Raw genomic sequence first — 13,430 nt, 5'->3', positions numbered from 1 at the left:
CACGGGTCAACCGAAGAGGGGACGGCCGTACATGACCTGGCTGATCACCGGCGGCGCCGGCTACATCGGGGCGCATGTCGTGAGGGCGATGACCGGGGCGGGCGAGCAGGCGGTCGTGTACGACGACCTGTCCACCGGCATCGCCGCGCGCGTGCCGGCCGACGTGCCGCTGGTGACGGGTTCCACGCTGGACGCCGAGCGGGTCGCGCACACCCTGGCGGACCACGAGGTCACCGGTGTGGTCCACCTCGCGGCGAAGAAGCAGGTCGGAGAGTCGGTGGACCAGCCGCTGCACTACTACCGGGAGAACGTCGAGGGCCTGCGCGTCCTCCTGGAGGCGGTGACGACCGCCGGGGTCCCCTCCTTCGTCTTCTCGTCCTCCGCGGCGGTGTACGGCATGCCGGACGTCCCGCTGGTGACGGAGCGGACCCCGTGCGCGCCGATCTCCCCGTACGGCGAGACCAAGCTGGCGGGGGAATGGCTGGTCCGCGCCACGGGCCGGGCGGCCGGCCTGTCCACCGCGTGCCTCCGCTACTTCAACGTGGCGGGCGCGGCGAGCCCCGAGCTGGCCGACACGGGCGTCTTCAACATCGTCCCGATGGTCTTCGAGAAGCTCACCGAGGACGCGGCCCCGCGTATCTTCGGCGACGACTACGACACCCCCGACGGCACCTGCGTCCGCGACTACATCCACGTCGCCGACCTGGCCGAGGCCCATGTGGCCGCCGCCCGCGCCCTGCAGTCCTCCCCGGGACGCGACCTCACCGTCAACATCGGCCGCGGCGAGGGCGTCTCCGTCCGCGAGATGATCGACCGCATCAACGCCGTCACCGGCTACGACCGCCCCCCGACCGTCACTCCCCGCCGGCCCGGCGACCCGGCCCGGGTCGTCGCCTCCGCCGACCTCGCGGCCACGGAACTCGGCTGGAAGGCCAAGCACGACGTCCAGGACATGATCACCTCGGCCTGGGAGGGATGGGTGCGGCTGCATCCGGAGGCGGCTCGGGGCTAGCGGCGGCGCCGGCGCCCCGGCCGTCCCACCGGACGCCAGGTGGACGGACGGGTCGGTGTGGGATGGGACGGGCTGGACGGCACGGGCCCCTCCTAACGGGTCTCGGTGACGGGCGAGTGCGTCGCGGGGCGGGGCACGGTGGCCAGCGGGGAGCGGTCGAGCGCCGCCGCCGCAGACGGCACCGGGTGGCGCTCCGCGAGCGGCACCACCGCCGGCGACCCGGTCTCGCCCAGGACGACATGGCGTACGACCCGTTCGGCGGCGCGGCCGTCGTCGTACGGGCAGAAGCGTTCGCGGAACGCCGAGCGCAGCTGGGTGGAGCGGGAGCCGCGCCAGTGGCCGGTGGCGAAGATGTCGATCAGTTCGTCCTCGCTGCGCGCGACCGCGCCCGGCGCGAAGGACCGCAGGTCGAAGTAGGTGCCGCGGGCCGCCTCGTACGCCTCCCGGTCGTCGGCGTGGATCACGATCGGGCGGTCCAGGTTGGCGTAGTCGAACATCAGGGACGAGTAGTCGGTGACCAGGGCGTCCGAGGCGAGGCACAGGCACTCGACGCTCGGGTGGTCGGTGACGTCGACGACCCGGCCGGTCGCGGGGGAGACGAGCGGGCCGCCGTGGCGGTGGTGGGCGCGGGCCAGCACGACGAAGCGGGGGCCAAGGCGGCGCAGGACGCGGTCCAGGTCGAGGGTGGCGTGCTGGGTGCGGCGGTAGTCGCGGTGGGTGGGTGCGTACAGGATCGCCACCGAGCCCTCGGGGATGCCCAGGGACTCGCGCAGCCGCCGTACGTCCTCCGAAGTCGCCCGCTGGAACACGTCGTTGCGGGGATAGCCGTAGGGGAGCGTGGTGTAGCGGCCGGGGTAGACCCGCTCCCAGGTCAGGGTGGTGTGGCGGTTGGGGGACAGGAGGTAGTCCCACTGGTCGACACCGCTCAGCATCGCCTCGAAGTCCAAGTCGCCGGCCGCCGCCGGGCGTTCCTGGAGGTCCAGGCCCATGTGCTTGAGGGGCGTGCCGTGTTGGGTCTGGACGAGGACCTGTCCGGGGCGCTTGACCAGGCGGCGGTCGAAGTCGGTGTTGTCGACGAGGTACTTGGAGCGGGCCAGCGCCGTCCAGTGGGCGGCCGTGCCCGGACGCAGCCTGAGGGCGGCCGTCGGGATGGTGTGGTGGTGCTCCGGACGGGCGATCCACGCGGTGCGGATGTGCGGGGCGAAGGTGCGGAACGCCTCCTCCAGCGCGCCCGGGTTGCAGCCGTGGCCGCGGCCCCCGTATGCGGCGAAGACGGCACGGTCCTCGCGCAGCGGGAGGCGGAGCTGAACGCGGTAGTGGAGACGGAGGGCCGCCTCGTGGAGGGACTTGGCGAGGCGTACGACCGGGCGGGCGGTCCGGTGGCCGAGGCTCCGGGCCAGTTCCGCGAGCCGTTGGGTGCGGTAGAGGCCGAGTCGGATCACGGTGTGGCGCAGCCGGGAGCGCGCCGGGACCGGGTGGCCCGGGACGCGGTGGGCGCGGTAGTGGTCGCGGGCCCGCCGCAGGAACTCGGCGCGGGCGCCGCGCGGGAGGCGGTCCCGGTCGGTGAACACCGCCGAGAGGTGGTCCACCATGCGGCGGAACAACACCGGCCGCCACCGGGCGAGTTCGGGGCGCGCGGCGAGGTACGCGAAGATCCTGTCGTACTGGTCGAAGAGGTCGAAGTGGCCGGCCGCGTCGAGAGGTTCGCCCCCGCGGTGCCGCCGGTGGTGGACGCAGACGCGGTCCAGGGTGGCGATCGACTCGGCGGCCGTCAGGGCCGGGTAGGTCCAGGGCAGGTCCGTGTGGTGACCGGCCGGGAAGGCGAGGCCCGCACGTTCGACGAACTCCCTGCGGTACGTCTTGTTCCAGGCCACCGGCGGCACCCGCAGCAGCCCCGGGCGGTCCTCCAGGCGGAACGGCGCCGGGCCCTGCTCGGCGAGCCGGCCCGGGAAGGCGTCGCGGACCCGCTCGCCCGACCAGTGGACGAGCACGTGGTCGTGGACCAGGACGTCCGGCTCGCCGGTCTCCTTCAGCCGGTCGGCGATCGCCCGCAGCGCGTGCGGGGCGAGGGTGTCGTCGCCGTCGAGGAACAGCAGGTAGTCGCCGCTCGCCTCGGCCGTCCCGGCGTTGCGGGCGGGACCGAGTCCCGCGTTCTGCGCCAGGTGGACCGCCCGGACCCGGGGATCACGGGCCGCGAACTCGTCGATCAGCTCGCCGCACGCGTCCGGTGAGCGGTCGTCGACCGCGATCAGCTCCAGATCCTCGTACGACTGTGACAGCACCGATTCCAGGCAAGCCGGCAGGTGCGCCTGAACCTTGTACGCGGGGACGATGACACTGAACCTGGGCACGGCACATCCAAGGGTCGGCGCGGGCGTTCTGCCCGGGAACGCCCCACGGCGGCAGGGGGTTACGTTCCGTACGGCATTCGGGCGAACGCGAAGGGGCGGGCCGACGGCGGCCCGCCCCTCAATTCGGCTGTCGCACGCGCTACTTGACCGCGCCCGCCATCACGCCGGACACGAACTGCCGCTGGAACGCGAAGAACACGATCAGCGGAATCACCATCGAGATGAACGCGCCCGGTGCCAGGACGTCGACGTTGTCGGCGAAGGCACGCATCTGCGTCTGCAGGGCGACCGTGATCGGCTGGCTGTCGGCGTCCGTGAACACCAGCGCGATCAGCATGTCGTTCCACACCCACAGGAACTGGAAGATGCCCAGGCTCGCGATCGCGGGCCCGCCGAGCGGCAGCACCACCCTGACGAACAGGCGCAGTTCACCCGCGCCGTCGAGCCGTGCCGCCTCCAGGAGTTCACGGGGGATCTCCGCGAAGAAGTTCCGCAGCAGGAACACCGCGAACGGCAGACCGAAGCCCACATGGAAGAGGATCACCCCGAAGATGTTGCCGAACAGGCCGATCTTGCCGAAGAGTTCGGCGATCGGGATCAGCGCCACCTGCACCGGCACCACCAGCAGGCCGACCACGGCCATGAACCACCAGTCGCGGCCCGGGAACTCCATCCACGCGAACGCGTAACCCGCGAGCGCGCCGATGACGATGACCAGGAGCGTCGCCGGGACCGTGATCAGGATGGTGTTGACGATGGAGTGCGTGATGTCGCTGTTCTGCAGGAGCTTCTGGTAGCTGTCGAGGGTGAGCTGGGACGGCTCGCTGAAGACCTTCCACCAGCCGCTCGCCGTCAGGTCCTCCGGGCTGCGCAGCGAGGAGATCAGCAGCCCGATCGTCGGCACCAGCCAGAACAGGCCGACGACCACGAGGAGGACGCTGATCAGGCCGCCGCTGACGCGCTCGACGAGCCGTGAGCCCAGCGACTGCTTCGCCTTCACCCCGTTCGCCGGTGCCGTCTCCGGGAGCCTTTCGGCCTGAGCGGTCATCGCCGTACCTCCCGCCTGAGCCGACGAATGTTGAACCACATCACCGGGATCACCAGCAGCAGCAGGAACACCGAGATGGCGCTCGCGATGCCGGGCTGGTCCTCGGCGAAGCCCTTCTGGTACAGCTCCAGCGCGAGGACGTTCGCGTCGTCCCGCGAGGAGCCCGGGGCGATGATGAAGACCAGGTCGAAGATCTTCAGGACGTTGATCATCAGGGTCACGGTGACGACCGCGAGCACGGGCGCCAGCAGGGGAACCGTGACCCTGCGGAAGACCTGCCACTCGCTCGCGCCGTCGACCCGGGCTGCCTCCAGGAGTTCCCGGGGGATGCCCGCGAGCCCGGCCGCGATCAGCACCATCGCGAAACCGGCCCACATCCAGATGTACGACCCGATGATCGCCGGTGTCACCAGCGACGGGCCGAGCCAGTCGAGCCCGTTGTAGGCCTCCTTGAAGTTGCTCGCCGGAAGCCGCAGTTGCGCCCCGTCGGCCTTCTCCGAGAAGGAGAACGTGCCGTCGGCCCCGGCCTTCGCCGTCTCGACGACCTTGCCGTCCTTGACCGCCTCGATCTTCATGCCGGGGTAGCCGAGTTCGGTCGGGTCGACCCCGCCGAGCGTGCCGACGCCCTTGCCGCGGGTGAAGTCCTGCCAGGTCGTGCCGGTGATCCGGCCCGGGTCCGCCTGGGGCTCCACGGCCTTCTTCGCGTCACTGGGCATCTGGTCCGGGGCGACACCGACCAGGGGCAGGGTGATGGTGCCGCCGGTGTGGACCGTGGTCTTGGTGATGAAACCGCCGCTCTGGGCCACCAGCGGCGAGTTGCGGCCCGGGTGGGCCTTCGGGAACGCCGAGGACTGCGCGAACGTGTCGTGCACGCCCACCCACACCGCGTTCGCGAACCCCTTGTCCGGGTCCTGGTCGTAGACGAGCCGGAAGATGATGCCCGCCGCCAGCATGGAGATCGCCATCGGCATGAAGACGACCAGCTTGAACGCCGTGCCCCAGCGGATCCGTTCGGTCAGCACCGCGAAGATCAGACCGAGCGCGGTGGCGATCGTCGGCGCGAAGACCACCCAGATGATGTTGTTCTTCAGGGCCGTGCGGATGCCGTCGTCGGTGAAGAGGGCCTTGTAGTTGTCGATTCCGGCGAATCCGTCACCGGACTGGTTGTAGAAGCTCCGGACGATCGAGTACCCGATCGGGTAGACCACGAGCGCGCCCAGCAGCACGAGGGCGGGCAGCAGGAACATCGCTGCCACGGTCCTGCGCGTGCCGGTCACGCTCTTGCGCGACTTGGGGGAGGCAGGGGCCGGTGGGACCCCTGCCTCGGTGGCCGAGGTCATCGCGTCAGTTCCCGTAGGCGGCCGCCGCGTCGGCCTCCAGCTTCGCCTGCGTGCCGGCGATGTTCTTCGGATTGGACAGGAAGTCCTGGAGCGCCTTCCACTCACCCTTGCCCGGAGTGCCGCCGAAGGCCTGCGGGGCCTGGTCGGACATGTCGAAGCGGAAGTCGTCGCCCGAGCCGATCAGCGCCTTGGCGATCTTCTGCTGCACCGGGTTCGGGTACGACGAGATGTCCACGCTCTTGTTCGGCGAGAGATAGCCGCCCAGCTTGGCCTGGATCGTCGCCGCGTCCGGGGAGGCCAGGAAGGTGGCCAGTGCCTGCGCCCCCTTGGAGTCCTTGAGGATCACGGCCGCGTCGCCGCCGGAGACCACGGGAGCGGTGTCGCCGACCTTCGGGAACGGGAACACCTTCGCGTCCGTGCCCACCTTGGCCTTGGCGGTCTGGATATTGACCTGCGCGAAGTCGCCCTCGTAGACCATCGCCGCCTTGGGCTGTTCGCCGCCGGTGAAGGTCTGGGTCACCGAGGCCGGGAAGTCGGTCTGCAGCGCGCCCTTGGCGCCGCCCGCGACATAGTCCTTCTTGCCCCACACCTGGGCCAGCGTGGTCAGCGCGTCCTTCACGGACGGGTCCGTCCACTTGATCTCGTGCTTGGCGAGCTGGTCGTACTTCTCCGGGCCCGCCTGGGAGAGGTAGACGTTCTCGAACCAGTCCGTCAGGGTCCAGCCCTCGGCGCCGCCCACGGAGAACGGGGTCACGCCCGAGTCGTAGACCGTCTGGGCCGTGGTGAGCAGTTCGTCCCACGTCTTCGGCTCGGTGGCGCCCGCGTTCTCGAAGACCTTGGCGTTGTACCAGATCAGCGACTTGTTGGCGGCCTTGTAGTAGACGCCGTACTGGGTGCCGCCGACCTTGCCGATGTCCTGCCAGCCCTGCGCGTAGTTCTTGGCGAGCTCCGCCTTGGCCTCCGTGCCGAGGGGCTTGGCCCACTTCTTGTCCACGGCCTGCTTGATCGCGCCGGGCTGCGGGAGCATCGCGACGTCCGGCGGCTGTCCGCCCGCGACCTTCGAGCCCAGGAAGTTCACGATCGGGTCCTGGGCGGGCACGAAGGTCACCTTGGCACCGGTGCGCTTCTCGAACTCCGCAAGGACCTTCTTGAAGTTGGCCTGTTCCTCACCGCTCCAGACGGCGGCGACCTCCAGGCTCTGGCCGTTCAGTTTGGGGAGGGTGACCGTGGTGCCGGTCTCCTTGCCGCCGGTGGCGCCCGTGTCACTGCTCTTGTCGTCGTTTCCGCCGCATGCGGTGAGCGACAGGGCGAGGGCCGCCGCCAGAGCGGCGGCCGCCGATTTCGCAGCCGTGTTCGCTGACTTCGGCTTCCGCTGTGTGCTGGTGGTGCTGCGCATCACGACCCCGTTCTTCGTTCCTCGTCGAACGTTCGAGGGCTGTCCCGTGCGATCTGGTCTACGCCGGGGGGCCGAGGTCGGCAAGTGGGCGTCCACTGTCAAGCGGGTGATCGTAATGGCGTCGTGACCAGTGCCGGTGCCTTGTGGCATGCGTCGCCCGGGGGCGGTGCCCCCGGGACCCCTTGACGTCGTCTAGAGCAGTGACGGGACCTCTGCTGCTGCCACTTCCCGCGCTGCCCGTTCCAATGCACTCGCCAGCAGGGCAAGATCCGTCGGGCCATTGCCCAGTTCCCGGACCGGGCGGCGGGCCGGGGGGTCACCCATGCGGTCCCATTCCAGCGGGACGACCGTCGGGCGCAGGGTCGCGGTGCGGGGGATGCGGCCGGTGACCCGGCCCGCCTGGAAGGCCGTGATCCGGCCGTCGGGCCAGGTCAGCCGGCCGCGGCCGGGAGCCGGTTCGTCCGGTCCTGTGGCCGGGGTGTCCAGGGCGACGCGGAGAGTGGCCCGGCGGGCCGCTTCCGACTCGGCCGTACGGCCGCCCGGGCCGGTCGCGGCCACCAGGTGGACGCCCAGGCGCTCGCCCTCCCGGGACACCGCCTCCAGCGCGCGTATGACGGAGCCGGCGGCCGGCCTGCCCGGGGAGCCGAGGGGCGGGGAGACCAGGGCGTCCAGGTCGTCCACGATCACGACCAGACGGGGAAGCGGGGGTGCCGTGTCGGTGCGACGGCGGGCCGCACCGGGGCGCAGACGGATCGTGGAGCTCGGCGGCGAGTCGAGGTCGCCGGCGGCCTGGTCGCCGGAAGGTCCCGCGGTGCCCGTCGGGTTGCGGGGGGACGCCGTGCGCTGGGCGACCATGCGGCCCGACAGTTCCCGGCCGGTGTGCCACTCCGCGAAGTCGCCGCGGCCCAGCAACTCGGCGCGCCGCTTCAGCTCGGCGCTCAGGGACTGGGCGAACTCCCGCATGCGGACCGGGTCGTTGGCGGTGAGGTGGGTGGTCACATGCGGCACGTCCGTGCACACGCGCAGGCCCTCGCCCTGGCCGCTGACGCCCACACTGTCCCGGCCGTCCAACAGGACGACGCTGAGACGGTCGGGGCGCTCGGCCGCGGCCAGTGAGGCGACGACCGCCCGCAGCAGTTCCGTACGGCCGCTGCCCGCGGGGCCCTCGATCAGCAGATGCGGGCCCTCGGCCACGAGGTCGGCGCAGACCGGGCCGCGGGGTCCGGCCCCCAGCACCGCCCAGGCCCGGCCGCCGAGCGACTCCGGGTCGTCGGCCGCGTCCGCCCAGCGGGTCATCAGCGACGGCGGGGTGGCCCGGGCCAGCCCCAGCTCGTCCAGCAGGCGCGCCGACTGGGGCAACGGCGAGGAGACGCGCGCGTGCCCCGCACCGGCGGTCCCGTCCGTCCGCAGCGGCGCCAGCGCCCGCGCGAACCGCTCGGCCCAGGCCGCGGAGACGGCGTCCACGGCGGCGACCGTGCCGTGGCCGACAGGGGTGGGGGTGGGGGCCGCGGTGAGGTGCAGGGTGTCGGCGTCGGTGCGCGGGCCCGGGCCGGCGGGACGGGCCTTGGCGCCGCTGCGGGACGCGTCCGCGTGACGGGTCTCCGCCGGGCCGGGACGGCCGGGCCCGGGATGGTTGCGGGAGGCGCCGGTGCCGTCGGCCTCGGCGCCCGCGTCCGCGGGAACCCCGGTCCGGGCCACTCGCATCAGCCGCAGTGCGGTCGCCACGTCCCCGCTGAGCAGACCGACCGCCCCGCACTCGCGGAAGGTCGGGGCCGCCGCGCACGCCGCCTCGTACGTGTCCGTCACCGGGGACGCGGGCGAGGCAGGGGCCGTCTCGGCCAGGCACACGATGTGGATGCCGGCCCGAGGGCCCTCAGCCGCCAGCCGCGCCACGGCCTTGCGTAGATCCGCGCCGCCGGGGTCGCCGTCCACGACGACCACGGTGTACGGCCCCGGGAAGCCACCGCTCGTCTCGTCCTCGGCGTCCTCCCGGGCCCAGGAGGGCCGCCGGGCGGTGTCCCGGGGACGGTCCTGCGGGACAGCGGAGCGGGCGGCCGGAACGGTCCTGCGAGCGGGGGCGAGCTCCGCTTCGGCCAGGTGGTCGTCCAGACGCCGCAGCAGTTCGTCGGTGCGGGCCGCGGCCTGTTCGCGGTCGTGGGCGAGGAGGAGGCGGCAGTCCTGGCCGTGCCCCGGGCGGACATGGGGGAGCCAGCCCAGCCAGGACCACTCGGCCGTGCGCTCCTGCGCGGACCGGGAGCGGTCCGTGCTGATCAGGACGATCTCCAGGGTCTCGGGCGCGTGCAGGGCGGCCAGCTGGGCCACCACCGCGCGGGCCAGCCCGGACAGGCGGGCGCGGGGACCGGCCAGGCCCAGGGCGCCGGCCTCGCGCAGATCCGCGGTGACCGGAACGGCCGGCAGCAGCCCCGAGCCGTCCGGGGCCGCCCGGTCGGCGGTGCCGAGCCGCACGGTGAGCGCCTCCGGATGCCCGGGCCCGCGCTCCCACAGGCGCGCGCCGGGACCCAGTGCCGTCAGCAGCAGGGCGGCCGGGTCGGGCCAGACCTCGGGAACCTGGGGGGTGTCGGCCGAGGGCACCGCGGTGACCGGCGCGGCCGTCCCGTCGTACGCCTCGTCCCGCTCGGACGCCTCTTGTTCACCCCGCCCCCCGGCCAGCCGCCGGGCCCACGCGGACAGCCCCCCGCGCCGCCGCACGCCCTGCGGTACGTCGGTCCCGCGCAGGGGGGTGCCCTTGCGGTTGCCCGCAGCGGGGGCGTCCGGGGAGTCGGGGGAGGGCTGGTCCCGGTCGGCAGGCGGAGGGGAGGGGACGGCGGTCGTGCGCGTGACTTCGAAGGAGCCGAGCCCGGACCGGCCGCTGTGGGTGTCGCCGCCGGAATCCCTGCCGCGTCCGCCGCCGGGAGCGTCGGAGAGGGCTCCGGCCCGGGGGTTGCCGTCGGTGTCCGGACGGCCGCCGCCGAAGTCGTCCCGGCGCTCGATCCGGGGTGCGCCGCCCTGGCCCGGCACGACGACCGGTGGCTCGGTGGGGCGGTGGCCCTGCGTTCCGGTGGATTCGGGGCCGCCGTTCGAGGCGCCCCAGCTCCCGGAGCCGTAGGCGTGATGGGTCCGGTCGGTGGGCGGCTGGGGCGAGGTGTCGCCGCTGTCCCGGGCGCCGCCCCGCGCGCGTGCCGGGCCCTCGGCCGAGGCCGACGCGGTCCTGCCGGACCCGGCGCCCGCGGCCGCCGCCGACACCCTGCTCCGCGCGCGTGGCGTGTGCTCGGCCTGTCCGGGGACCGTGCCCGAGTCACCTCTGCGGTCCGCTTCCGTCGTCCCGCGCCCCTGGATGGCGCCCGGCGGGTACCCGGCCGGGTCCGATTCCGTGGCGGACACGCGCCGTCCCTGCCGTCCGCCGCCCGGCTCACCGGCCGGTGCCGACGCTCCGTGTGCCCGGCTCCCGCCCGGTGCGGGCCCGGGCCGGCCGGCGCGGGCGGCGGCATCCGTACCTCCGCGCCCCCGCTCGTCGCCCGGCACGGCCCCGGCCTCGACGGAGATCACCCGCACATGGCCCTCGCCGTCCGGTTCGGTCCCGAGCCGTCGCCCCCCGCTCGGCGACAGCCGGAGGACCGACTCGCCGATCCTCAGGAGCGCCCCCGGAGGGAACCGGACCGGACGGGTGCCCACGCGGGTGCCGTCCAGGGTCGTGCCGTTGGTGGAGTCGAGGTCGGCCACGGAGACGCGCCCGTCGGGGGCGACCGTGACCGCGCAGTGCAGGCGGGAGACGTCGGGGTCGTCCAGGGGGACGTCGGCGTCGGCGGAGCGGCCGATGTGGATCTGGCCGCCGTGCAGCAGATGGACGCCGCCGGCGTCGGGGCCGGCGACCACGTGGAGCTGGGTGGGGGCGTCGTCGAGCTCCGGGTGGGGCTCGGGTGCCGCCGGGGCGCCCAGGGACAGCACGGCACCGTCGATCAGCGGGGGCTCGCCCAGGGTGGCGCGCTGGGCGTCCAGCCGCTCACCGTCCGCGTACAGCACGACCGGACCGCCGCCGCGCTCCGTCTCGCCCGCGCGGGAGGTCCCCCCGTCCCCCGGGACCGCCGAGGCGAGGGCCGTGGCCACCGCCGCCAGTGCGGTGCCGACGGGAGCGGTGACCAGCACGTCGCAGCTCGCGGCGCGGCCCCGGGCCCGGTCGGGCGGGCCCAGCGGGTCTACGACGGTCAGCCGGATCTGCATCGCCGTCAGCGGTCCCTTCTGCTCGGACGCGGACTTCCCCACCCCGCACGAGCACCATCGGCCAGTACTGCAGGCATCCTCGCACCTGCCACTGACAACGCGCCCGTCGCCCGAGGGCAAGTGATCTTGATTGGTCAGCTCTGCCCCCAAAAGTGCCTGACCAGTGCAGCGCCGGCGATCACTTGAGATCGGTCACGTCAACGTCCGGCAACCAGGAGCCCCGGACGGAGCGTCTTTCCTGCGAACGTGCTCGGGAACGCTTACGCGGTGCCAGGAGGAGCGGCACTACAGTGGGTCGGAAGTGGGTCGGAACGACAGCAAGCAGCAGGGAGTGCATGACGTGCGGCCGGTAGGCAGCAAGTACTTCCTCGAGGAGCCGCTCGGACGCGGTGCCACGGGGACCGTGTGGCGAGCCCGCCAGCGGGAGACCGCGGGCGCCGAGGCCGCCGTACCGGGACAGCCCGGCGAGACCGTCGCGATCAAGGTCCTCAAGGAGGAGCTCGCGAGCGACCCGGACATCGTGATGCGGTTCCTGCGCGAGCGCTCCGTCCTGCTGCGGCTGACCCATCCGAACATCGTGCGGGTGCGTGACCTGGTCGTCGAAGGTGATCTGCTCGCCCTGGTCATGGACCTCGTCGAGGGTCCTGACCTGCACCGCTACCTGCGCGAGAACGGCCCCTTCAGCCCCGTCGGCGCCGCCCTGATCACCGCCCAGATCGCCGACGCGCTCGCCGCCAGCCACGCCGACGGCGTGGTCCACCGCGACCTCAAGCCCGCCAACGTGCTGCTGCGGCAGTACGGCGGCCAGATGCACCCCCTGCTGACCGACTTCGGCATCGCCCGCCTCGCGGACTCCCCGGGCCTGACCCGCACCCAGGAATTCGTCGGCACGCCCGCGTACGTCGCGCCCGAGTCCGCCGAGGGCCGTCCGCAGACCTCCGCCGTCGATATCTACGGCGCCGGCATCCTGCTGTACGAGCTGGTCACCGGCCGTCCGCCGTTCGCCGGCGGCTCCGCCCTCGAAGTCCTGCACCAGCACCTGAGCGCCGAGCCGCGCCGCCCCTCCACGGTCCCCGACCCGCTGTGGACGGTCATAGAGCGCTGTCTGAGCAAGACCCCCGAGCGACGCCCCAGCGCCGAGAACCTCGCGCGCGGGCTGCGAGTCGTCGCCGAGGGCATCGGCGTGCACGCGAACTCCGCGCAGATCGCCGCGGCGGAGAATGTCGGCGCACTCCTGCTGCCCGACCCGGACCCGGCGGCCGTGCCGGACACGCCCGGCGCCGCCGACCCGACGCAGGTGCTGCCGCACGGTGCCGGCGCCGCGGGCGCCTACGACCCGAACGCCGCGACCAGCTTCCTGCCGCACACCGGCGCCGGGAACCCCGTCGGCGCCGCCGACCCCACCGCCGTACTCCCGAACCGCGGCGCGGCCGATCCGACGGCCGTCATGCCGCCGGTGCCGCCCGGACAGCCGGGGCAGTACGGGCAGCAGGGGCAGCAGCCCGGCGGGCCCGAGGACCCGCACCCCTGGCAGAACCAGCTGCGCGCGGCCCGTGACCGCAACGAACAGACGCAGGTCCAGTACCTCGACCCGAACGAGGACCCGCTGCGCCGCCGCCCCCAGCGGCAGGTCGCCAGGCCGCAGCAACAGCAGCCGCAGCAACAGCAGCCGCCGCAGCGGCAGCAGCGGCCCCAGCAACGCCCGCCGCAGGGCGGTTACGGCCGTCAGCCGCAGCAGCAGCCCCAGCAATACGCCCCGCAGCAACAGCAGCCGCAGCGGTACGCGCCCCCGCCGCAGCCCGAGCGCCCCGCGCGCGAGCCCCGGCAGCCGCGGCAGCGCAGCGCCAACCCGATGAAGATCCCGGGTCTGGGCTGCCTCAAGGGCTGCCTGTTCACGATCGTCATCCTGTTCGTCGCCAGCTGGCTGATCTGGGAGCTGAGCCCGCTCCAGGAGTGGATCGGCACCGGAAAGAGCTACTGGCAGCAGATCGGGGACATCATCGACACCGTGAGCGGCTGGATCGGGGACCTGGGCGGAAAGTCCTCAGGGCAGCAGTAACTCTGG

General features: G+C 73.2%; 7 protein-coding genes. 2 read left to right on the top strand and 5 right to left on the bottom strand.

The genetic code is table 11. The features are described 5' to 3' along the window. The first annotated feature begins 31 nt into the window (after positions 1-31). Positions 32-1,012, top strand: coding sequence for a UDP-glucose 4-epimerase GalE (gene galE, locus H293_RS0128755; RefSeq protein ID WP_020121282.1), 981 nt, complete (start codon positions 32-34; stop codon positions 1,010-1,012). Positions 1,013-1,104: 92 nt separating this feature from the next. On the opposite strand, the gene H293_RS0128750 is transcribed toward galE, so the two are convergent. The 5 genes from H293_RS0128750 to H293_RS0128730 all read right to left on the bottom strand — a co-directional run bounded on the left by H293_RS0128750 (position 1,105) and on the right by H293_RS0128730 (position 11,365). Then, positions 1,105-3,363 (bottom strand): bifunctional glycosyltransferase/CDP-glycerol:glycerophosphate glycerophosphotransferase, encoded by a 2,259-nt coding sequence (locus H293_RS0128750; RefSeq protein ID WP_020121281.1) that lies wholly within the window; start codon positions 3,361-3,363, stop codon positions 1,105-1,107. Between the two features lie 139 nt (positions 3,364-3,502). After that, entirely contained in the window at positions 3,503-4,411 is a 909-nt protein-coding gene (locus H293_RS0128745) for a carbohydrate ABC transporter permease (RefSeq protein WP_020121280.1), read from the bottom strand. Beyond that, on the bottom strand, positions 4,408-5,751 hold the full coding sequence (locus H293_RS0128740; protein ID WP_028808279.1) for a carbohydrate ABC transporter permease: 1,344 nt from the start codon (positions 5,749-5,751) through the stop codon (positions 4,408-4,410). Before H293_RS0128740 ends, H293_RS0128745 begins: the two co-directional genes overlap by 4 nt. 4 nt (positions 5,752-5,755) lie before the next feature. After that, positions 5,756-7,147, bottom strand: a complete 1,392-nt coding sequence (locus H293_RS0128735) for an ABC transporter substrate-binding protein (RefSeq protein WP_020121278.1) — start codon at positions 7,145-7,147, stop codon at positions 5,756-5,758. A gap of 192 nt (positions 7,148-7,339) precedes the next feature. Then, the gene (locus tag H293_RS0128730; protein ID WP_028808278.1) at positions 7,340-11,365 is read right to left on the bottom strand and encodes an FHA domain-containing protein; all 4,026 of its coding nucleotides are present in this window, start codon (positions 11,363-11,365) and stop codon (positions 7,340-7,342) included. Positions 11,366-11,705: 340 nt separating this feature from the next. Here H293_RS0128730 and H293_RS0128725 point away from each other — a divergent pair, with 340 nt between their 5' ends. Further along, the gene (locus H293_RS0128725; protein ID WP_028808277.1) at positions 11,706-13,424 is read left to right on the top strand and encodes a serine/threonine-protein kinase; all 1,719 of its coding nucleotides are present in this window, start codon (positions 11,706-11,708) and stop codon (positions 13,422-13,424) included. The last annotated feature ends 6 nt before the right edge of the window (positions 13,425-13,430 follow it).

The organism is Streptomyces canus 299MFChir4.1, from assembly GCF_000383615.1.
Classification (GTDB): domain Bacteria; phylum Actinomycetota; class Actinomycetes; order Streptomycetales; family Streptomycetaceae; genus Streptomyces; species Streptomyces canus_C.
The sequence above is the reverse complement of the archived record's forward strand: the minus strand, read 5'-3'. Positions and strand labels throughout refer to the sequence as shown.

What these genes read in the sequence shown, in the direction of transcription:
- galE (WP_020121282.1), top strand. Translation starts at nt 32, where the DNA reads ATGACCTGGCTGATCACCGGCGGCGCCGGCTACATCGGGGCGCATGTC.
- H293_RS0128745 (WP_020121280.1), bottom strand. Translation starts at nt 4,411, where the DNA reads ATGACCGCTCAGGCCGAAAGGCTCCCGGAGACGGCACCGGCGAACGGG.
- H293_RS0128740 (WP_028808279.1), bottom strand. Translation starts at nt 5,751, where the DNA reads ATGACCTCGGCCACCGAGGCAGGGGTCCCACCGGCCCCTGCCTCCCCC.
- H293_RS0128735 (WP_020121278.1), bottom strand. Translation starts at nt 7,147, where the DNA reads ATGCGCAGCACCACCAGCACACAGCGGAAGCCGAAGTCAGCGAACACG.
- H293_RS0128730 (WP_028808278.1), bottom strand. Translation starts at nt 11,365, where the DNA reads ATGCAGATCCGGCTGACCGTCGTAGACCCGCTGGGCCCGCCCGACCGG.